Source organism: Sphaerisporangium dianthi (assembly GCF_042654065.1).
GTDB classification, from domain to species: domain Bacteria; phylum Actinomycetota; class Actinomycetes; order Streptosporangiales; family Streptosporangiaceae; genus Sphaerisporangium; species Sphaerisporangium dianthi.
On the sequence record NZ_JBHSFP010000003.1, the window covers coordinates 349,954 to 370,589 of the forward strand.

Sequence of the window (20,636 nt, forward strand, 5' to 3'; positions counted from 1 at the left end):
AGAGCATGATGTGTGTTCCCGCATCTCCGCGGCACCGTTCCGCGTGTCCCTCCCAGGGCTGAAGCCCGGAGTCCCCATGCTTAAGGAGTTTCAATGAACGGCAACGCGCGGCTCGCCGACATCGCGGCCCAGGCGGGGGTCAGCGAGGCCACGGTCAGCCGCGTCCTGAACGGCAAGTCCGGGGTGTCGGCGAGCACCCGCCAGCTCGTGCTCACGGCGCTCGACCTCATCGGGTACGAGCGCCCGCAGCGGCTGCGCCAGCGCAGCAACGGCCTCATCGGGCTCGTCACCCCCGAGCTCGACAACCCGATCTTCCCGGCGTTCGCCCAGGCCATCGAGAAGTCGCTGACACAGCACGGGTACACCCCCGTGCTGTGCACCCAGAGCCCGGGCGGCGCCCCCGAGGACGAGTACACCGAGCTGCTGCTCGAGCGCGACGTCAGCGGCATCATCTTCGTCTCGGGCCTGCACGCCGACACCACCGCGCGCATGGACCGATACACAAGGCTCACCGACCGCGGGCTGCCCATCGTGCTGGTCGACGGCTACAGCGAGCACATCGAGGCGCCGTTCATCTCGCCGGACGACCGCATGGCCGCCCGGCTGGCCGTGCAGCACCTGGTCGACCTCGGTCACGAGCGCATCGGCCTGGCGCTCGGCCAGCGGCGTTTCGTCCCGGTCATCCGCAAGATCGAGGGTTACACGCAGGCGATGACGCAGCTGCTCGGCGTCTCCGGCTGCGAAGAGCTGATCCAGCACTCGCTGTTCTCGGTGGAGGGCGGCCAGGCCGCCGCCTCCGCGCTGATCGGGCGGGGCTGCACCGGCATCGTCTGCGCCAGCGACCTCATGGCGCTCGGCGCGATCCGCGCCGCCCGCGAGCACGGCCTGTCGGTGCCGGGCGACGTCTCGGTCGTCGGGTTCGACGACTCGCCGCTGATCGCCTTCACCGACCCGCCGCTCACCACCGTGCGCAAGCCCATAGGGCCGATGGCCTCGGCGGCCGTGCAGACCCTGCTGGAGGAGATCGGCGGGGCCCCGCCCAAGAACATCGAGCTGGTCTTCCAGCCCGAACTGGTCGTCCGCGGCTCCACCGGCTCCGGCCCCCTCGTCAACCGCTGACGGCCGATGCCGCGGGCCTCCGGCGTGGAGTGAGGCGGCGCTTCATCCAGCCGCCGGCCACCGCCGCCGGCCACAGGCGGGTGGCGAGGTTGCGGGCCAGGAGGCCGGCCGCGGTCGCGGGGATCATCACGGCGGCGGCCTGGGCGACGCCCCGTTGCCTGGGCTCGACCAGCACCCGGTGCCGGGCCTCGTACCGGCGCAGGGCCGCGCGGTGGCCGGCGGGGTCGGCGGCCAGTTCCTCGGCGAGGGTGAAGGCTCCGGCGATGGCAAGGGTCGAGCCGTCCCCGAACAGCGACACGCACGACGCCGCGTCCCCCAGCACCGCGACCCGGCCGCTGGACCAGCGGGGGAGGTCCACCCGGCTGACGGAGTCGAAATAGAGGTCGCCGGAGGTCCGCACCTGCTCCAGCAGCTCGGGCACCCGCCAGGAGCCGCCCTCGAAGGCCGCGGCCACCATCCGCTTGTGCTGCTCGGTGTCGCGGTGGTCGAACCCCGGCGCCCGCGGCGAGCGGAACATGAACGCCGCCAGCGCCGGACCGCCCATGGAGGGATGGACGGCGACCATCGTGCCGGGGGTGTTGTACATGACGACGTGGTGGCGGTCCTCGGCCGGGCGGTCCAGGGGCAGCGTCGCGACGTAGACGCCCATGTGGCGCACGTGATCCGGCTCAGGTCCGAACGCCAGCCGCCGCACCGTCGAGTGCAGCCCGTCGGCCCCGATCACGAAGTCGAAGCGGCGGGGCGCGGCGCGCTCGAAGGTCACCTCCACCCCGTGCTCGTCCTGGTCCAAGGTGGCGATCGAGTCGCCCCACAGCGGCTCCACGTGGTCGCGGCTCGCCTCGAACAGGATCGAGGCGAGGTCGCCGCGCGGCACCTCGACCTCGCGGCTGCCCACGGCGCGCTGCACGGCGCGCATGTTCACCCCGCCGACGCGCCTGCCCTCGCCGTTGACGAGGGTCAGGCCGGTGACCTCCGTGGCGGCCCGTCGAAGGCGCGGCATGACGCCCATGCGCTCGGCCACCTCCACGGCCGGTCCCCTGACGTCCACCGGGCTCCCGCTGGACCGGATCGCCGCCGCCCGCTCGACCATCGTGACCTGGAAGCCGTGGCGCGCCAGCCAGTACGCCAGCACCGGCCCGGCGATGCCGGCCCCTGAGATCAACACCGTCCGCCCGGACATCGCAGACATCCAAGGCCTCCTCTGCTCCGTCCCCGGCCGGTCTCGCCATCCGGGAGCTCACGGTTCCGTGCCGGGCCCGGCGCGTCTCCGGCCGGTCTCCCGGCCGCGGGGACACGCCGGCCACCGCCTGACCGTTGGTCAGCTCTGACGCTACAGTCCTGTCCGCCGGACAGTCAACCGCTAGGCTCGTCCCGTGGTCGAGACCCCGCCGGACACCCGGGCCCGCATCCTCCAGGTCGCGCAGGAGGAGTTCGCCGCGCGCGGCTACCATGCCACGTCGGTGCGTGAGATCGCCGGACGCGTCGGCGTCACCAAGACCGCGGTGCTGTACCACTTCCCCGGCAAGGCCGACATCGTCGGCGCGCTGGCCGCTCCCATGCTGGACGACCTGGACGCGGCCGTGGCCGCCGCCGCCGGCCTGGCCGACCCGGTGGCGGCGAGGTGGGCCGTCATCGAAGGCCTCGTCGAGGTGTGGCTGGCCCATCGGTACCTGCTGCGCATGAACCTGTACGACCTGGCGCTGGCCGTGGAGAACACCATCTTCCACCGCTTCCGCGACGCCATGATGCGAGCGAACGCGCTGGTGGCGGGGTCGCGGCCGGCATTCGAGCGCCAGGTGCGCGCCGCACAGGCGATCGCGATGCTCTCCGATCCGGTGATCTTGTTCGCCGACGCCCCCGCCGGGGACCTGCGCGCCGCCGTGCTGCGCGGCGTGCACCGGCTCCTGGACGACGCGCCGGACGACGACGCGCCGCCTCCGGCGCGGGACGCCGTCGCGGGCCAGGAGGCGACGGCGGGGACGGACGGGGAGGCGGGGCGGACGGGGGAGGGCGGCGCCGCGAGCGCGGGAGCCGCCTCCGCGCCCGCGGCAGGGCGCGCCCGGGGGCGGCGCGGCAGGCCGGGCGTGATGAGCCCGGCCATGGCGCGGACCGCCCGGCGCATGCACGCCGCCGGGAGCACCGCCACAGAGATCGCCGCCGCGCTCGGCGTCTCCCGCGCCACCGTGTACCGCCACCTCGGCGGTCCCGCACAATAATGAGACTTCAGTGAGACGCTTTTTTGAGACAGGAAGTGATGTCACGTGAGCCCTGCGGAAGCGCCGGAGGTCACGCCCGGCGGCACGGCGCCGGAGTACGACGTCGTGGTGATCGGCGGGGCCGGTGTCGACACGACGGTGTACGTGCCGGCCCTGCCCCTGCCGTACGCCGACACCTACGGCGTGCCGCCGGTGGTCGACCGCATCGGCAACACCGGCAGCGGCGTCGTGCTCGGCTGCCACGCGCTGGGGCTGCGGTCCCTGCTGGTGGACCTGATCGGCGACGACCCGCAGGGCGCGCTGATCCGCGCTCACCTGGCCGCGCGCGGCGCCGGGTTCGCCTGGGCGGCCGTTCCCGAGGGCACCCGGCGCAGCGTGCTCCTCGTCGGCCCGGACGGGCGCCGCACCTCCCTGCACGACCCCCGGGCCGCCGCCGGGCAGCGCCTGCCCGCCGGCCTCTACCGGCCGGCGATCCGCCGGGCGCGGCACGTCCACGTGTCGATCACCGACTTCTCCCGCCACCTGTACCCCGAGCTGCGCGAGATCGGCGTGCCCGTCTCCACCGACCTGCACGACTGGGACGGCGAGAACGACTACCACAAGGACTTCGCCTACTCCTCCGACCTGGTCTTCCTGTCGGCGGCCAAGCTCTCCGACCCGGTCGCCGTCATGCGCGGCATCCTCCGGCGCGGCCGGGCCTCCGTCGTCGTGTGCACCGCCGGCGCCTCAGGCGCCTACCTCCTCGAAGCGGGCCCCGGCCACGTGCGCTCCTCCGCCTCGGGCCCCGGCGGGCCGTCCGGCGGCGGCGCGGCGGGGCAGGGCGCCTCCGGCGAGGTGCGGCACTTCCCGGCCGGCCCCCTGCCCGGGCCCATGGTGGACGGCAACGGCGCCGGCGACGCGTTCGTGTCCGGCTTCCTCTACGGCCGCCTGCGCGGCCTGCCCGCCGACAGGTGCGTCCGCCTCGGCGCCATCGCCGGCGCCCATGCCTGCACCACCGAAGGCACCCACGAGAACCCGATAGGCGAGCAAGCCCTCAATGTGGCCGATCGGCCGGCCTGAGCGGCGGCCGATCGGCCGGCCTGAGCGATCGATCCCCGCGCCCCCCTCGGATTCACGCCCCCGCGCCGCCCTTCAGGTTCACGCCCCCCCGCGTCGCCCCTCGGGATCACGATCTCCTCGCGCCGTTCCTCAGGTGCGGGGTCTCCGCTCCGTTCCGGGGGCCGTCGCCGGTCCTTCCCCCGGGTGTCCGCGGTCCGGGTGCCGGTTGAATCGGAGGGATGCCTCCGCTATTGTGGAGGGACGCCTCCGGTCATCTGGGCGAGTGCCGCGAGCTGCGGGAACGTACCCGAGTTCGCGTACGCCGGCGGAGATGCCAGGCACGGCATCGGGCGGCCGACGCGCGTCGCCGCTCCGCGTCCGCGTGCGGGGATGCCGTCGCGGTGACGGTGACCGGCCATGGGCGCGAACACGAACACGACGGGGGACGAACGATCATGGACTATGGACTTGCGGGCAGGCGGGCTCTGGTGACGGGGTCCAGTTCGGGACTGGGAGAGGCGACGGTCAGGCTGCTCGCCGCCGAGGGCGCGGCGGTGGTGGTGCACGGCCGCGACGAGGCCCGGGCGGAGGCGGTGGCCGAGGCGGTCCGCGCGGGCGGCGGCCGGGCGGACGTCGCGATCGGCGATCTGGCGACCGACGCCGGCGCCGACGCGGTGGCCGCCGCGGCGCTGGCCGCGGGACCGGTGGACATCCTGGTCAACAACGCCGGCTCCTACCGGGACCTGTCCTGGGCCGACGCCACCCCCGGCGAATGGCGCGACGCCTACGAGGTCAACGTGATCTCCGCTGTGCGGATGATCGGCCGCCTGGTGCCGGCGATGCGCGAACGCGGCTGGGGAAGGGTGATCCAGATCGGGGGAGGGCTGGCCGTCCAGCCGATGCCCGGTCACCCGCACTACAACGCGACGCTCGCCGCGCGGCACAACCTCGCGGTGTCGCTGGCCCGTGAACTGGCCGGCACGGGAGTGACGTCGAACGTCGTCTCGCCGGGAGCGATCCTCGTCGACGCGGTGAAGGATTTCATCACCGGCCTGGCGCCCGGCCGCGGATGGGGTGAGACCTGGGAGGAGATCGAGCGCGAGGCGATCGCGCGGCTCATGCCGAACGACCGGGGCCGCCTCGGACGTCCCCAGGAGATCGCGGGCGCGGTGCTGTACCTGACCAGCCCGCTCGCCGATTACGTGAGCGGGGCGACGATCCGCGTCGACGGCGGCCTGATCCGCTCGGTCTGAGATCGGCGAGACGCGGGCCGGGACGCGGAGGGACGCGACGCCGGAAACCGAACAACCTTCCTTGCGCGCGTCAACCGTTCCATGTTGATTTCCTAGCATGCGCACTCGCATGAGGAAGCTGCTGGGCCCGGCTCGTCCCGCAGACGGTTCCGTGGTGCGAAATCGGGGGTTCCGCCAGCTGTGGCTGAGCTTCACGATGTCGGTGGCGGCCGACCAGATCTTCCCGGTCACGGTGACCATCGCGGCGCTCGACGCGGGAGGCACCGCCTCCACCGTAGGCGCGATCCTCACCGGGCGATGGCTCGCGCTGATCGTGTTCGCGCTGCTCGGCGGGCTCTGGGCGGATCGGCTGCCGCGCAGGACGGTCATGGTCGCCTCCTTGGGCTTCCAGTGCTGCGTGGTCGCCACGGGGTTGCGCGGCGGCGCCTCCACCGCGCTCCTCACCCTCCTGGTCTTCCTGGTCGGAGCCGCGGAGGCCTTCCACCGGCCCGCGTACCAGGCCTGCATGGCCTCCGTCCTCACCCCCGACCAGCGCCCGGCGGCCGCGGCGCTGGCGTCGGTGTCCTGGCGGCTCGGCGCCGTCATCGGGCCGGGCGTCGGCGCGTCCGTGGTGACGGCCTGGTCTCCCCGGATCGGCTTCATCGCCGTCCTGGCGGCCTATCTGACCGGCCTGGTCCTGTTGCTGCCGTTGCGCGAGCCCGTGGTCACCCCGGAGCGGCGGGCGTCGGCGGTCCGCGAGATCGCCGACGGCCTCTCCGAGGTGTCACGACGGCCGTGGGTCATGGGAGGCATCATCGCCATCGCGCTCCAGCAGATGCTCACGATCGCGCCGGGGCTGGTCATGCTGCCTCTCGTCTCCCGCGACGTCTTCGGCGACGACGCGGTGTACGGGACCGCCCTCGCCCTGCTCTCGGTCGGCGGCCTGGCCGGCGCGCTGATCAGCATGAGGTGGAGGCCCGTCCGGCCCGGCCTGGCCGGGATCATCGGGGTCGCGCTCTACGGCGCCGTGCCGCTCACGCTGGCCTGGCCGGTGTCACCGGCGTTCCTGTACGCGTGCTACATCCTCGCCGGTCTGGGGCTGGAGATCTACGGCGTGCAATGGGCGGTGAACCTCCAGCGGGAGATCCCGCCTGAACGCCTCGCCCGGGTCACCTCCGTGGACTGGCTGGCCTCCTCGATCATGACACCCCTGGGTCTCACGCTGACCGGCCCCGCCAGCGCGGCGCTCGGCCGGTCGACGTTGCTGGCGCTCAGCGCGATCGCCGGATTCGCCGTGCCGCTCGCGACCCTGTTCCTCCGCGGCATGCCGCGCTTCCGCAGCGACCTCCCCCCGGCCGGCGGGGACCGCGCCGTTGACGCGACACCCGCCGGCCCGGCACGCCGCGGCCGTCACGGAGTCGCTCTCACGCATCGGCGGCGGCCGGCGCAGTCCCGGCCGGGCGGAGGAAACGGCGACGACTCCCATCCTGAGATGTCACAACGCCGGCCGTCCGGCTCTCACGGGCGCAAGTCTTCCTGAAATATTGCAGGCTGGGTGACGGACAAGTTGCGATCGCCGGATCATGCTTCGAATCGGCTCATAGTAAGAAATTGCGCAGAGATGGCCTTCGCGCCGATGTGTCTGGCATAATTATCGGACACTGGATCACATTGGATGCAGAGTGCAAGGACTTGAGCCGTGACTGTGCCTCCCAGCCTTGGACCCCCGCCGGCTTTTCATCCGTCCAAAGTCAAAGACTTGAGCATCATTGATTGGCCGTTATGCCGTGAGCCGAGATGCATAGGCAGAGATCAGGGCTGGGGGCATTGTCTAGATCATCTGCCGGGCGATCTTCACGATGAATGGGTTTCATCCGTGCGGCAGAGCAGAGAACTGGATTTGCGTGGCACTCGGATCTCCGGTGTCTCGCTGGCTGGGGTGATCGAGAGTCTTCGCTACAAGAGCGGAAAAATAGAGCTTAATTCAGTGGATTTACGTCGGGCCACTGTTGCGGGCCGCTGGTACTCAAGGAGCTTGCCGTAAGGAAGTCCATAGATTTCTCGCTGGCCCACTTCGATGACAAAGTCGACGTGCGAGACGTTGCGTGCGGCACGGCTCTGCGCAGTGTTCAAGCAGTTTTTTCCGGTGAGTTCGTCATGGCGGATTTTGTTGCAGAGTCTTTGGATTTCGACGCTGCGTCGTTCGGTCTCCTGTGCATCGCCTTTCGGGTGAAGGTGGGATCGCTGCATATGAACCAGGCCAAATTTGAAGAGAGCCTGTCTTGTGTGGATTTAGATGTGACCAGCGTCCTCTGGGGGGATGGACTGACCGTCGCGGGACGAGCAAGCTTGACTCTTCGATGTCCCCAGGTCCACCTCCATGACACCAATTTCGGCGCCGGTTTGAGCTTGGACGAATCGGAAATAGAGCTTCTCTTGATGAGTCCCACGTGTAAGACGCTCAGTCTTCGCGGGGTACGCTCTAGATCTATTCATGCGAGCGACACCGTCATAACAGATCAAAGCGGCTTGATCGGGCCGGTGATGAGCGACTATGTCTCTTTCGATCGCAGCTCCTTCTCGGGGCGAACGGAACTCGAGGTCCTTGCCAATAGCCTCTCCCTGGAGCAGATCGCAATATTGGACGAAACCACCTTCAAGATTCGCTACGCCGACGTGTCCCTTGATGGCGCGGATCTCGGTGCGGCGGTGACCGTTGTGACGGGTCAGGATTTCTCCTGGGTACATTATGAGGGCATCCAGGGCGAATTCCGTCGTTTTGATGAATCCGTATTCCGGCAACGACATGGCAGTGAGACGGCTAGAATAGTCTCGCTCCGCGGCGTGGACGCCTCGCACTTGCTGCTGGTGAGTGTTGATCTGAAACGATGCATGTTCGCCAATGCGCTCAATCTTGACAGCATCCAGATCGAGGCGGCTGCGCCGTTCTCGAACACTCCGCGTGGGTTGCGCGGAATCTGGTGGTGGACGCCGCGCCAGTCCCTGTTTGAAGAGCACCTTTGGCGGGCGAAACAGCCGAGATCTTCCGGATGGTTGACGGAGGCCGGCCTTCCGGAAATGCTGAGGTCCCCTTATAGCTATCGGCCAGGCGATTATGGGATCGGCCCTGAGCGCTTGACGCGCATTTACAGAGCAGTCCGCAAGTCCTACGAGGACTCCAAGGACGAGCCGGGCGCCGCGGACTTTTACTATGGGGAGATGGAAATGCGGCGGCGTTCGACAGGAACGCCTGCGGTCGAGAGAGGTATCCTCTTCGCTTACTGGCTCACGTCTGGCTACTCATTGCGGGGTCTACGATCTTTGGCCTCACTCTGCGTTACGTTGCTGGCTCTCTCCATCCTGTTCGCTCAATACGGATTCGCACAGGCGATGCCTCTGTGGCGTGCCCTGATATACAGCGCTTCCTTCAGTCTTTCGCTTCCATACGACGACGCGCCGAACATCACGGACTTCGGAATGGTATTACAGGTGATTCTGAGGCTGACGGGGCCTTTGTTCTTAGGGCTGACCCTGCTTTCGGTCCGCAACCGTGTGAAGAGATGAACCTTTTCAAGCTCGCGAGGGACAAGCTGGGGAGTTCAAGGGCTGAGGCCAGTACTCCGGCCGCATTCCGATCGGTGGCCGCATCGGGGCAGGTGGGAGCGGGGGTGCCGCCGAGGGGGCACCCCCGGCCACGGCGCGGTGCTCCGGGCGCGGTCGGGACACCGCGTCGTTCGCTCACCGGGCGGGGACGGGTCCGTTAGGTCCGTTAGGAGGCGTTCCGCATGGGTAGCGAGGGCTGCCGTAGTCGCTGCCGGCGCGGTCGATCATGGCGGCCGTCCGTCCGGGCAGTGTGGACGCTAGGGCGGGTTGAACATGTCAGATGTCGTGCGAACGCTGGTCCCGGCGCGCCTGGACCGGTTGCCGTGGTCGCGGTTCCACACGCGGCTGGTCGCCGCGCTCGGGGTCGCGTGGGTGCTGGACGGCATGGAGATCACGATCGCCAGCGCGATCGGCTCCGTCCTGCAGGACAGGCAGACGCTCGGGCTGTCGGCGGTCGAGGTCGGGTTCACCGCCACGGTCTACCTCGTCGGCCAGGTGGCGGGCGCGCTGGTCTTCGGGCGGCTGTCGGACCGGTTCGGCAGGCGCAGGCTGTTCATCCTGACGCTCGCCCTCTACCTCGCCGCCAACGGCATCACCGCGTTCTCGCCGAACCTCGCCTTCCTGCTGATCTTCCGGTTCTTCGCCGGCGCGGGCATCGGCGGCGAGTACGCCGCCATCCACTCGGCCATCGACGAGCTGATTCCGTCGCGTTACCGTGGCCGGGTCGACCTCGCGGTGAGCGGCACGTACTGGCTCGGCGCCATCGTCGGCACCGCGAGCACCTACATCCTGCTCAACCCCGACATCCTCCCGATCGACCTGGGCTGGCGCCTCGGCCTGCTGATCGGGCCGGTGCTCGGCGCGATGATCTGGCTGCTGCGCCGCCACCTGCCCGAGAGCCCCCGGTGGCTGCTCATGCACGGCAGGCACGAGGAGGCCGAGCGGGCCGTCGAGTCGGTGGAGAAGGCGGTCGCCGACAGCGGGCACCGGCCGCCGCCGGTCGACGAGAGCAAGGCGATGGAGCTGCGCCCGCACGGATCCCCGACCTACCGGGAGATCATGCGCGTCGTCCTGAAGGAGTACCCGAGCCGCACCTTCCTCGGCGTGACCATGATGATCAGCCAGTCCTTCCTGTACAACGCGATCTTCTTCACCTATGTGCTGGTGCTGAACACCTTCTACGGCGTGTCCCCGGCCGACGCCTCCAAGTACCTGCTGGTCTTCGCCGTGGGCAACCTGGCCGGGCCGTTCATCCTCGGGCCGCTGTTCGACACCGTCGGCCGCCGGCCGATGATCTCCAGCACGTACATCGTTTCGGGCCTGCTGCTGGCGTTCACCGGCTGGCTGTTCAAGCAGGGGGCGCTGACGGCGACCACGCAGACGGTGCTGTGGTCGGTGATCTTCTTCGTGGCCTCGGCGGCGGCCAGTTCGGGGTACCTGACGGTCAGCGAGCTGTTCCCGCTGGAGATCAGGGCGCTGGCCATCGCGTTGTTCTTCTCGGTCGCCCAGGGCTTCGGCGCCCTCGGCCCCACGGTCTTCGGCGCGCTCATCGGCGACCAGGCGCACCCCGACCCGACCCGCCTGTTCTACGGCTACCTGTTCGCCTCGGCGCTGATGATCGGAGCCGGGGTGGTGGCGTGGTTCTTCGCGGTCAAGGCCGAGCGCCGGTCGCTGGAGGACCTCGCGCCCTCGCTGTCGATGCGGGACGCCAGGCCGGCAACGGTGGCGCCCGGCGGCTGAACCGGCCGGGCCGGCTCACGCCGCGCGGGCGCTCGCGAGGGTGGTTCGGTCACAATAGGTGATCGATCGATACGATCGGTGACCATGGAGCGTGTCGTCCGCAGTCTGGTGCCCGCACGGCTCGACCGGTTGCCGTGGTCGCGGTTCCACACGCGGCTGGTCGCCGCGCTCGGGGTCGCGTGGGTGCTGGACGGCATGGAGATCACGATCGCCAGCGCCGTCGGCTCCGTCCTGCAGGACAGGCGGACGCTCGGGCTGTCGGCGGTCGAGGTCGGGTTCACCGCCACGGTCTACCTGATCGGCGAGGTCGCGGGCGCGCTGGTCTTCGGGCGGCTCTCGGACCGGTTCGGCAGGCGCAAGCTGTTCATCCTGACCCTCGGGCTCTACCTGGTGGCCAACGGCATCACCGCGTTCTCGCCGAACCTCGCCTTCCTGCTGTTCTTCCGCTTCCTGGCGGGCGCGGGCATCGGCGGCGAGTACTCCGCGATCCACTCGGCCATCGACGAGCTCATCCCCTCCTACTACCGGGGCCGTATCGACCTGGCGGTCAGCGGGACGTACTGGCTGGGGGCGATGCTCGGGACGGCGAGCACGTATGTGCTGCTCGATCCGGACATTCTGCCGGTCAACGTGGGCTGGCGGCTCGGGCTGCTCATCGGGCCGGCCCTCGGCGTGGCCGTCTGGGTGCTGCGCCGCCAGTTGCCCGAGAGCCCACGGTGGCTGCTCATGCACGGCAGGGAGGAGGAGGCCGAGCGCGCCACCGCGGGCATCGAGGAGGCCGTCCGCCGAGGCGGCGGCGCCGTGCCGCCCGTCGACCCCGGCAAGGCCATGGACTACCGCCCGCGCGGCGCGCCCTCCTACCGCGAGATCCTGCGGGTGATCCTGCGCCAGTACCCCCGGCGGACCATCCTCGGCGCGACGCTGATGATGAGCCAGTCCTTCTTCTACAACGCGATCTTCTTCACCTACGTGCTGGTGCTGAGCACCTTCTACGACATCGCCCCGCACGACGCCTCCAAGTTCCTGTTCGCTTTCGCGGTCGGCAACCTGGCCGGGCCGATCCTGCTGGGACGCTTCTTCGACACCCTCGGCCGCCGGGTGATGATCTCCAGCACCTACCTCGTCTCCGGAGCGCTGCTCGGCGTGACGGCATGGCTGTTCAAGCAGGGGGTGCTGACGGCGACCACGCAGACGGTGCTGTGGTCGGTGATCTTCTTCGTGGCCTCGGCGGCGGCCAGTTCGGGGTACCTGACGGTCAGCGAGCTGTTCCCGCTGGAGATCAGGGCGCTGGCCATCGCGTTGTTCTTCTCGGTCGCCCAGGGTTTCGGCGCCCTCGGCCCCACGGTCTTCGGCGCGCTCATCGGCGACCAGGCGCACCCCGACCCGGTCCGCCTGTTCTACGGCTACTGCTTCGCCGCGGCGATGATGCTGGCCGCGGGGGTGGTCGCGCTGTTCCTCGCGGTCGACGCCGAGCGCAGGCCTCTGGAGGAGGTCACCCGGCCGTTGTCGACCGTCTGAGCCGCGCATCGACGGCGATCGTGCCGGAACCGAGCACGAACGGGCCCGTTCCCGGACGGCGCCGTGAAGGGCGAGTGCGGCCTTTCAAAGCCGCCGTGCCGGCTCTCGGCGGGCACGCGTGCCCGGCACCTTCGTGGTGCCGGGCACGCGTGCGCCGGTCGTCAGCTCCCTGTGCAGCTGAGCGCCGGCCTGCCGGGAGTCCCCGTGGCCGACCCGAGGAACCCGAACGTGGTGCCGGCGCCGGCCGCGACCGAGCCGTTGTAGGAGAGGTTGCGGGCGGTGATCGCCGCCCCCTGGTTCGTGACGGTCGCGTTCCATGCCTGGGAGATCGTCTCACCGCCGGCGAACGTCCAGGACACGGTCCAGTTGCTGATCGCCGAGGCGCCCGCCGTGACCCGGACCTCACCCTGGAACCCGCCGGTCCACTGGTTGGTCACCGTGTACGTCGCGGTGCACCGCGCCGTCCCGGGCGTGGGTGTCGGTGTCGGTGTGGGAGTTGGCGTGGGGGTCGGCGTGGGAGTTGGCGTGGGTGTCGGGGTCGGAGTGGGGGTCGGGGTCGGTGTGGGAGTTGGCGTGGGTGTGGGTGTGGGAGTCGGCGTGGGGACCGCGCCGCCCCATCCCGAGGTCGAGTCCAGCCAGGCCGCGCGGCGCACCATCCAGTCGCGCATGGACTGCACCTGGCCCTGCCACGTGGACGCGGTCGGAGTGACGAAGGGGCCGACCATCCGGGTCGAGAGGTTAGGCCAGCGCTGGAAGTTGCGCTGGGCGGCATTGGTCAGCGGCCTGGTGAGAGCGTCGATCCTGGTCTGCAGAGCGGTGTCGGAGAGTGGGCCCCGGCGCAGCGACTGCCAGCGCGACCTGACCTGGTCGACGAAGGCCGGATCCCGCATGAGCTGGGGGAACCAGTCGTTCGCCACGGGTTGCCTGGTCTGCTGGTACTGCCAGCCCGCGGCCTGGTCGTTCTGGAAGAACCCGCCCACGCCGAACGTGAGGTCGTAGTCCCACAGCGGGCCGGCGAAGATCTTGGCGCCCCGGTCCTTGTAGAAGTGGGCACTGCGGATGTACGCGTCCATGTTCCGGCTGAACTCGTTGACGATCAGCTGGTCGACGAAGGAGCCGACGTCGATGTACGCCCGGTAGCCGGTGACCGGGTCGGCGAAGTTCGAAGCCCGCAGCACATTGTGGAACTCCTGGATGTGGTTGCGCAGCCAGTCCCGTTGTGCGGACTGCAGCGGCGACGGATCGACCACCTCGAGGTAGTTCCAGCAGGTGGCCGCCGCGCCGGTGCACGGCAACGTCGGCTCCTCGGCGGCCAGCCACTCGAATTTGAAGATGTATCCGCCCGTGATCTTCGGCAGGGTCGTGTCGTCCTCGTCCAGCTGCTTGAGGTCGAGGCGGTCCTTGCTGTTCTTGATCGTCTCGACGATCATGTAGACGCCCATGTAGTCGGCGCTGCCCACGGCAGTGGCGTCGGTGTTGAGGTAGAGCTCCGCGAACGCGTACCGCGGCACCTTGAGCCCCATCTCCCTGCCGAGGTCGTAGGTGAGGGCCTCCCTGATCAGCGACTTGTCCGGGAACGGCCCGCGCAGCACCCAGTCGGAGTCGGCGGGCATGCCCAGCACCGGGTAGTCGGCGTCGTCGTTGTCGTTGCCCCGGAACTCGACGCGGTAGGGCGCCTTCTCGAACGTGGCCGACGACTGCCCCCGCAGATGGAATCCGGCGCGGGTGGCGACCGCGGGAGCCGCGGCCAGCGAGGTCGTCCCGCCGCTCGCCGGCTGGAAGATCATGGCGGCGGCGTCGATGTACTCCCGGCCGGGCTTTCCCGCGCCGTAGGAGTCGAGCACGATCAACGGCAGGTCGTGCGCCGTGGTGGTCTCGCGAGCGACGTACATCGCCGTGCCGGGAGCCCCGGACGCGGTCTGCCCGACGAAGGCCTGTGCCCGCAACTGGGTGGTGCGGGTGAACTGCAGCGGTGATCCCTGGTAGAGGGTCGACTGCGCGGTGGGAAGCTGCCCGTTGGTGGTGTAGCGGATCTGGGCTCCGCTGATCGCGGTGCTCAGCGACACCGCCACCTGACTCTGGAAGGTGCCGCTCGGCACGGAGAAGGTGATGTCGCCGGTCAGGTCCGCCGCCGCCGCGGCGGCGGCTTCGGCTTCGGCGGAGGCGGCGCCGGTGGCCGCGGTGCTCGCGACGCGGCCGGCGGGCCGGGCGCCGGCACTCGGTTCGGCGCCGGCCGGCGACGGGAACGGTATGAGAAGTCCGGTGAGAAGCGCCGCCGCGACCGCGACCCCCCTGATGCGGCGGGTCGCCGTGGCTCCGGTGCTTCGGAGGGTCAGACGCACGATGCCTCCTGTTCGGATCGATGGGAGATGTTCGGGGCAGGGTCGGCCAGCGGTGCGGCGCCACGGAAGTGGCGGCGCAGCGTCCGCCGCCACGGCACGTCGGGCAGGTCCACGCGCAGAGCGGCCAGACCGGTGGCGTACTTGGAGATGCGGGAGGGTCTGATCCCCAGTTGCCACAGCATGCGGTCGACCGGTGTGGCGGCCGAGGTGGTCTTGGTCTCGACCACGGCGAGCCCGGGCAGTCGCAGCGTGGAGCCGGCGGCCTGCCAGGCGAGCCCGGTGTCGATGGTGACCCGGCTCGCGGCGCCCGGCAGCAGCAGGGTGGCGCGGTGGTATTCGGTGATCAGGACCGGATCGAGGGAGTTCCTGGTCGCGGGGCCGAGCGATTCGCGGGCGAGCGCTTCGTCGACGAAGTCGCGCCCCGGGTGCACGGTGTCGCAGTCCTGCGGGTGGTAGGGCAGCCGGTGCTTGGTGACGCTCTCCCGTGCGCCGCTGACCTTGACCTCCAGCCAGCATTGGGCGGAGTCGACGTAGCTGCGGGTGCGCACCTTGAAACGCCGGCGCCTGCGATACGCCGCCCCGTAATAGCTGTCCAGCCCCGGAGTGTCGAAGTACACCGACTTGTACCGGAAGGAGCGCGCACCGTCGATGTCCAGCGCCTGGGCGTACGGCGTGAGCTGCTCCAGCAGGCGTGGCAGCGCCTCCGCCGGGACGAGATACTTGCGGTCCACCCTGGTCTGCAACGCGGCGCGGTCGATCAGCTCGGCGAGCCCGACGGGGGCGAGCCGCTCCAGGGCCGCCATCATGGGCGTCACGGTCATCGGTGCGCTCCGGAATGCGCGGGCGCGCCGGGTTCGGCGATCAGGGCGCGTCCGGTCTCGGCGTACCGGACGTCGACCACGGTGGTCTCGTTGACCAGGTCGAGCCGCTGGACGGTGACGGAGTGCACCCGGGCGTCGAGCAGTTGCTCCAGGTGGGCGACGAGCACGACGTGGTTGATGATGGCCGAGTCGAGCACCAGGATCTGGTGCCGGTAGTTCCGGAACAGCCGCCGATGGTCGCCGAGGGACATCACCAGGAGGATGAGCATCATCAGGCCGCCGCTGAGCCATACCGAGGTGGTGCTCAGCGCGCCGAGGATGCCCAGGGCGAGGGCGGAGAAGTAGTACGCGACCTCGTGCTGGTCGAGTTCCGTCGAGCGCAGGCGAATGATGGACAGCACGCCGAACAACGCGAGCCCCAGCCCGAGCCCTGCGCCGACGTTGCTGGCGCTCAGCGCGCTCGCCACCGCGAGGACGCCGACGTTGACCCCCAGATAGGCGACGACCAGGTCGCGGCGGCGGTGCCGTGGGAAGTAGAGCCCGAAGACGAGGAACGTCACCGCGCAGATGTCGATCGCGAACAGGACGAGCTGTGGGATCACGTTCGTTCCTCCTGAGCCGCTGCCGGGGGGTTCGGGGCACCGCCCGCTGCCTTCGGAGGGGGCCGCAGGACGGGCGGCGAAAGATTTCAAACTTCTAAGTAAACTTTCGGGAATCCGAGAAAAACGATAGATGTATGGCAGATGGCGCGTCAATGAACGACAATCACGCCACTGGGTGCGAACCATTACGGCTAATGTGTCAGACGAAGGATCGCCCCTGGTTGAAGCGCACAAATGGGAGCGTCGGCGTCATGTGGTGTGAGTAAATCGCGATGCGGACCGCTGCGCGCTCGCGCCTCTCCGACTGAAACTTTCGTAAATGCATGATCGCGTGTGGTCATTCGTGTGATGAATGACGGTGCTCTTGCCCCGCGTCCGCTCGCCGTCGCCGCGCGCCGGGTGATCCTTTTCGGCGGGGTCCGGCGCCGGCCGATCGCGGCCGGGTGGGCGACCGCACAGTGCCGCCGGGGACGGCGGGAGGAGCGCACGGCAGTACCCGCCCGGCAACCGGAGGCCGATCCTCCCGCGAGGTCAGGGCAGGGCGGGCGAGGGCGGGGCGGTCCGGCCCCCATGGGGGCCGGACTCGGCTCAGGGGCTCAGGGGCTCAGGGATGATCAGGCGCGGAGCGCGGCGGCCTCGGCGGCGAGCTTCTCCACGCGCGCGTAGTCGCCGGAGGCGAGCGCGTCGGCGGGGGTGAGCCAGGTGCCGCCGACACAGCCGACGTTCGGCAGCGCGAGGAAGCCGGGCGCGGTCTCCGGCCGGATGCCGCCCGTCGGGCAGAAACGCACCTCGGGGAGCGGCCCGGCCAGCGCCTTCAGGTAGGACAGGCCGCCGGCGGGCACCGCGGGGAAGAACTTCAGCTCGGTCAGGCCGCGCTCGGCCAGGGCCATGACCTCCGAGGCGGTGGCCGCGCCCGGCAGGAACGGCACGCCGCTGCCGAGCATCGCCTCCAGCAGGGTGGGCGTGCCGCCAGGGCTCACCAGGAAGCGCGCGCCCGCCTCGACGGAGGCCGACACGTCGGCGGCGGTGCGCACGGTGCCGGCGCCGATGACGGCGCCGGGGACCTCCGCGGCGATGCGGGCGATCGCCTCCAGGGCGCACGGGGTGCGCAGCGTCACCTCGATGGCCGGCAGGCCGCCCGCCACGAGCGCCCGCGCGAGGGGGACCGCCGTCTCCACCCGGTCGATCACGACGACCGGGACGACGGGGGCGAGGTCGAGGATGCTCACTGCGTGCTGCTCCTTGCTGCGGGGGACGCCTCGGGGTGGGCGTCCTCGGGGACGGAAAGGGCGGGCTGGGGCGGGGTGGGCCGGTGCCGGGGAGGCGCGGGGGAGCCGGCGGCGTCCAGGCCGGCCACGCGATGGGCGAGCCAGGCCGCGGCGCCGGTCAGCGCGGGCTGTTCGGCCACGATCACGGTGGTCGCGATGCCCGTCAGGTAGCCCGACAGGACGAGGTTGGCCTCGAAGCGGCGGCGGAAGTCGCTGCCGTTCACGCGGCTCACCATGCGCGGCACGATGCCACCCCCGAGATACACCCCGCCGTGCGCCCCGAGCGTCAGGGCGACGTTGGCCGCGAAGCTTCCCAGCAGCCCGCAGAACACCTCAACGGTACGCGCGCACAGCGAGTCGTCCAGCCGGGCCACGATCTCCGAGGCGGGAAGCGGCGCGGCCCGCGTGCCCTCCACGAGCGCGAGCCCGTGACGCAGGCGCGCCAGGCCGGGGCCGGACAGCAGGTGCTCGGCGTCCACGGACGGCATGCCGTCGGCGCGCAGCGCCCGCACGATCTCGAACTCGAGGTCGGTGACGACGGGGGCCGAGACGTGGCCGCCCTCGCCGGGCACCGGCACCCACCCGTTGCGCGAGGGCACGAGGCCGGCGACGCCGAGCCCGGTGCCGGGGCCGAGCACGGCCTTGACCATGTACGGGGCCGGCTCGGGGCCGCCCAGCGACGCCAGCTCGCCGGAGCCCAGCTGGGGCAGGGCCAGAGCGAGGGCCTCGAAGTCGTTGAGCACCTCCACGTGCGCGATGCCGAGCGCGGTGGACGAGCCGGCCCAGGAGGCGTTGGTGAGCTGGTAGCGGTCGGCGTTGACCGGGCCGGCGATGGCCAGGGACGCCGCCGCCGCCCGCGCGCCGCCGGCATGGTGGGTCAGGTAGTGCTCCACCGCCGCCGGCAGGCCGTCGAACTCGGCCACGGGGAGCACGGCGACCGTCCCCGGACGCCCGCCGGGCCGCGTGACCAGCCCGAAGCGGGCGTTGGTGCCGCCGATGTCGGCGACCAGCCAGGGACGCTCCGGTGACGGCGCGGCGCTCATGCCCGCCCCGCCGCCCCGCCGGCGCCCGACGGCGCCGCGGCCGAAGGCGCGGCACTCGCAAGCGCGGCTCCCGAAGGCGCGGCGCCGGCCGGGACGGGTGTGCCGGTCCCCTCCGCGCCGCTCATGGCGAAGATGCCGGCGCCCCGGTCGGCGGGCGCGGCGGCGCGGCGGAAGGCGGCGAACAGCTCCCGCCCGGTGCCCACCCATTCGTCGTCCCGCAGCGGCCGCCCCTGCGGCGCGCGGGCGGCCAGCTCCTGGGCGGGGATCAGCAGGTCCAGCGTCCCGGCGGCGGAGTCGAGCCTGACCGGATCGCCGTCGCGCACCAGCGCGATCGGCCCGCCGTCGGCCGCCTCGGGCGACAGGTGGATGGCGGCGGGCACCTTGCCCGACGCCCCGGACATGCGGCCGTCGGTGACCAGCGCGACGCGCTGCCCCCGGTCGAGCAGCACCGCCAGCGGCGGCGTCAGCTTGTGCAGCTCGGGCATGCCGTTCGCACTCGGCCCCTGGTACCGGATGACGGCCACGAAGTCCTGGCCGTCCAGTTCGCCGGCCTGGAAGGCCGCCATCAGCTCGGCCTGGTCGTCGAAGACCTTCGCCGGCGCCTCGATCACCAGGTGCTCGGGCTTGACCGCCGACACCTTGCTGACCGCGCGGCCGAGGTTGCCGCTGACCATGTGGATGCCGCCGTCGGCGGAGAAGGGCTCGGCCACCGGGCGCAGCACGTCCAGGTCGGTGCTCTGCGCCGGGCGCTCCGCCCAGACGACCTCGTCCTGCTTAAGCTCCGGCCCGCTGCGGTACAGGCCGAGCCCGCGGCCGGCGACGGTCAGCACGTCCTCGTGCAGCAGCCCGTTGTCCAGCAGGTCGCCGATGAGCGCCTGCATGCCGCCCGCCGCGTGGAAGTGGTTCACGTCGGCCTGCCCGTTGGGGTACATGCGGGTCAGCAGGGGGACGACCTTGGACAGGGCCGCCAGGTCGTCCCAGAGCATCTCGACGCCGGCCGCCGCCGCGATGGCGACCAGGTGCATGGTGTGGTTGGTGGAGCCGCCGGTGGCCAGCAGCGCGACGGCCGCGTTGACCAGCGCCTTCTCGTCGACGACATGCGCCACCGGCGTGTACTCGTCTCCGTGCGCGGTGATCTCGACGGCGCGCCGGGCGGCGGCGCGGGTGAGGCCGTCGCGCAGCTCGGTGCCGGGGTTGACGAAGGTGGCCCCGGGCAGGTGCAGGCCCATGACCTCCATGAGCACCTGGTTGGAGTTGGCGGTGCCGTAGAAGGTGCAGGTCCCGGGGGAGTGGTAGGACTTCGCCTCGGCGTCGAGCATCTCGCCGCGCCCGATCTTCCCTTCGGCGAACGCCTGCCGGGCGCGCGCCTTGACCTTGTTCGGCAGGCCGGACGGCATGGGGCCGGCCGGGACGAAGAGAGCGGGCAGGTGCCCGAAGTGCAGCGCGCCGATCAGCAGGCCGGGGACGATCTTGTCGCACACGCCGAGCAGCAGCGACGCGTCGAACATGTCGTGCGACAGCGCGATCGCCGTGGCCATCGCGATGACCTCGCGGCTGTAGAGCGACAGCTCCATGCCCGCGCGGCCCTGGGTGACGCCGTCGCACATCGCGGGCACCCCGCCGGCGACCTGGGCGACGCCGCCCGCCTCGCGCACGGCGTCCTTGAGCGCCGCCGGGTAGGTCTCGTACGGCTGGTGCGCCGAGAGCATGTCGTTGTAGGAGGTCACGATCGCCACGCCGGGCCGCTCGGCGCCGCGCAGGATCAGCTTGTCGGCGGGGGAGCAGGCGGCGAAGCCGTGGGCGAGGTTGGCGCAGCCGAGGCTCGCGCGCGCGGGGCCGCGTCCCCTCGCCTCCTCGAAGGCGGCTCCGACGCGGCGCAGGTAGGCGGCGCGGGTGCGGGCGCTGCGCTCGGCGATCCGCTCGGTGACCTCCTGGACGGTGCGGTGCACGGCAGGTGACACGGGCACTGGCTCGGACACGGAGCGGCTCCATAGATCGACCAACAGGGGACAGACCGGACACTAGCCAGATCTTTGGTCTCACACAACCGTAGTTCTGCCATTTGAGATGATGAACTTAGGAATTTCAGATTAC

15 protein-coding genes are annotated in these 20,636 nt (G+C 70.8%); 8 read left to right on the forward strand and 7 right to left on the reverse strand.

Translation table 11 applies throughout. The annotated features are described in order from the left end of the window. Window positions 1-93: 93 nt before the first annotated feature. Window positions 94-1,119 (forward strand): LacI family DNA-binding transcriptional regulator, encoded by a 1,026-nt coding sequence (locus ACFO60_RS07575; protein WP_380838555.1) that lies wholly within the window; start codon window positions 94-96, stop codon window positions 1,117-1,119. On the opposite strand, the gene ACFO60_RS07580 is transcribed toward ACFO60_RS07575, so the two are convergent. Next, a complete protein-coding gene (locus tag ACFO60_RS07580) occupies window positions 1,109-2,308 on the reverse strand; it encodes an FAD-dependent monooxygenase (protein WP_380838557.1) in 1,200 nt (399 codons plus the stop codon). The genes ACFO60_RS07575 and ACFO60_RS07580 overlap by 11 nt on opposite strands. Before the next feature lie 184 nt (window positions 2,309-2,492). Between ACFO60_RS07580 and ACFO60_RS07585 the strand changes: the two genes are divergently transcribed. From ACFO60_RS07585 to ACFO60_RS07615, 7 genes are all read left to right on the forward strand, one after another. Continuing rightward, a complete protein-coding gene (locus ACFO60_RS07585; RefSeq protein ID WP_380838559.1) occupies window positions 2,493-3,335 on the forward strand; it encodes a TetR family transcriptional regulator in 843 nt (280 codons plus the stop codon). A 45-nt stretch (window positions 3,336-3,380) separates the two neighbouring features. Next, entirely contained in the window at window positions 3,381-4,394 is a 1,014-nt protein-coding gene (locus ACFO60_RS07590; RefSeq protein WP_380838561.1) for a carbohydrate kinase family protein, read from the forward strand. Between the two features lie 434 nt (window positions 4,395-4,828). Next, window positions 4,829-5,626: an SDR family NAD(P)-dependent oxidoreductase gene (locus ACFO60_RS07595; protein ID WP_380838563.1), complete on the forward strand. Its 798-nt coding sequence runs from the start codon at window positions 4,829-4,831 to the stop codon at window positions 5,624-5,626. Window positions 5,627-5,735: 109 nt separating this feature from the next. Then, window positions 5,736-7,145: an MFS transporter gene (locus tag ACFO60_RS07600; RefSeq protein WP_380838564.1), complete on the forward strand. Its 1,410-nt coding sequence runs from the start codon at window positions 5,736-5,738 to the stop codon at window positions 7,143-7,145. A 551-nt stretch (window positions 7,146-7,696) separates the two neighbouring features. Then, window positions 7,697-9,169 (forward strand): hypothetical protein, encoded by a 1,473-nt coding sequence (locus ACFO60_RS07605; RefSeq protein ID WP_380838566.1) that lies wholly within the window; start codon window positions 7,697-7,699, stop codon window positions 9,167-9,169. 324 nt (window positions 9,170-9,493) lie between these two features. Further along, window positions 9,494-10,948 carry an MFS transporter gene (locus tag ACFO60_RS07610; protein WP_380838568.1) on the forward strand — a complete coding sequence of 485 codons (1,455 nt, stop codon included), beginning with the start codon at window positions 9,494-9,496 and terminating at the stop codon, window positions 10,946-10,948. A gap of 84 nt (window positions 10,949-11,032) precedes the next feature. Next, window positions 11,033-12,466 (forward strand): MFS transporter, encoded by a 1,434-nt coding sequence (locus ACFO60_RS07615; RefSeq protein ID WP_380838570.1) that lies wholly within the window; start codon window positions 11,033-11,035, stop codon window positions 12,464-12,466. Between the two features lie 161 nt (window positions 12,467-12,627). Here ACFO60_RS07615 and ACFO60_RS07620 read toward each other — a convergent pair whose 3' ends face one another. The 6 genes from ACFO60_RS07620 to edd all read right to left on the reverse strand — a co-directional run bounded on the left by ACFO60_RS07620 (window position 12,628) and on the right by edd (window position 20,521). Next, window positions 12,628-14,808, reverse strand: a complete 2,181-nt coding sequence (locus tag ACFO60_RS07620; RefSeq protein ID WP_380838572.1) for a CotH kinase family protein — start codon at window positions 14,806-14,808, stop codon at window positions 12,628-12,630. Then, window positions 14,799-15,629 carry a polyphosphate polymerase domain-containing protein gene (locus tag ACFO60_RS07625; protein ID WP_380838574.1) on the reverse strand — a complete coding sequence of 277 codons (831 nt, stop codon included), beginning with the start codon at window positions 15,627-15,629 and terminating at the stop codon, window positions 14,799-14,801. The genes ACFO60_RS07620 and ACFO60_RS07625 overlap by 10 nt, the downstream gene beginning before the upstream one ends. Then, the gene (locus ACFO60_RS07630) at window positions 15,626-16,231 is read right to left on the reverse strand and encodes a DUF4956 domain-containing protein (protein WP_380838575.1); all 606 of its coding nucleotides are present in this window, start codon (window positions 16,229-16,231) and stop codon (window positions 15,626-15,628) included. Before ACFO60_RS07630 ends, ACFO60_RS07625 begins: the two co-directional genes overlap by 4 nt. A 614-nt stretch (window positions 16,232-16,845) precedes the next feature. Next, window positions 16,846-17,460, reverse strand: a complete 615-nt coding sequence (gene eda / locus ACFO60_RS07635) for a bifunctional 4-hydroxy-2-oxoglutarate aldolase/2-dehydro-3-deoxy-phosphogluconate aldolase (protein ID WP_380838577.1) — start codon at window positions 17,458-17,460, stop codon at window positions 16,846-16,848. Continuing rightward, the gene (locus tag ACFO60_RS07640; RefSeq protein WP_380838579.1) at window positions 17,457-18,542 is read right to left on the reverse strand and encodes a glucokinase; all 1,086 of its coding nucleotides are present in this window, start codon (window positions 18,540-18,542) and stop codon (window positions 17,457-17,459) included. The genes eda and ACFO60_RS07640 overlap by 4 nt, the downstream gene beginning before the upstream one ends. Further along, the gene (gene edd, locus ACFO60_RS07645) at window positions 18,539-20,521 is read right to left on the reverse strand and encodes a phosphogluconate dehydratase (protein ID WP_380838581.1); all 1,983 of its coding nucleotides are present in this window, start codon (window positions 20,519-20,521) and stop codon (window positions 18,539-18,541) included. The genes ACFO60_RS07640 and edd overlap by 4 nt, the downstream gene beginning before the upstream one ends. Between the last annotated feature and the right edge of the window lie 115 nt (window positions 20,522-20,636).

Coding starts and splice junctions, on each gene's coding strand:
- ACFO60_RS07615 (WP_380838570.1), top strand. CDS start 11,033: ATGGAGCGTGTCGTCCGCAGTCTGGTGCCCGCACGGCTCGACCGGTTG.
- ACFO60_RS07595 (WP_380838563.1), top strand. CDS start 4,829: ATGGACTATGGACTTGCGGGCAGGCGGGCTCTGGTGACGGGGTCCAGT.
- ACFO60_RS07580 (WP_380838557.1), bottom strand. CDS start 2,308: ATGTCTGCGATGTCCGGGCGGACGGTGTTGATCTCAGGGGCCGGCATC.
- ACFO60_RS07625 (WP_380838574.1), bottom strand. CDS start 15,629: ATGACCGTGACGCCCATGATGGCGGCCCTGGAGCGGCTCGCCCCCGTC.
- ACFO60_RS07600 (WP_380838564.1), top strand. CDS start 5,736: ATGAGGAAGCTGCTGGGCCCGGCTCGTCCCGCAGACGGTTCCGTGGTG.
- ACFO60_RS07575 (WP_380838555.1), top strand. CDS start 94: ATGAACGGCAACGCGCGGCTCGCCGACATCGCGGCCCAGGCGGGGGTC.
- ACFO60_RS07640 (WP_380838579.1), bottom strand. CDS start 18,542: ATGAGCGCCGCGCCGTCACCGGAGCGTCCCTGGCTGGTCGCCGACATC.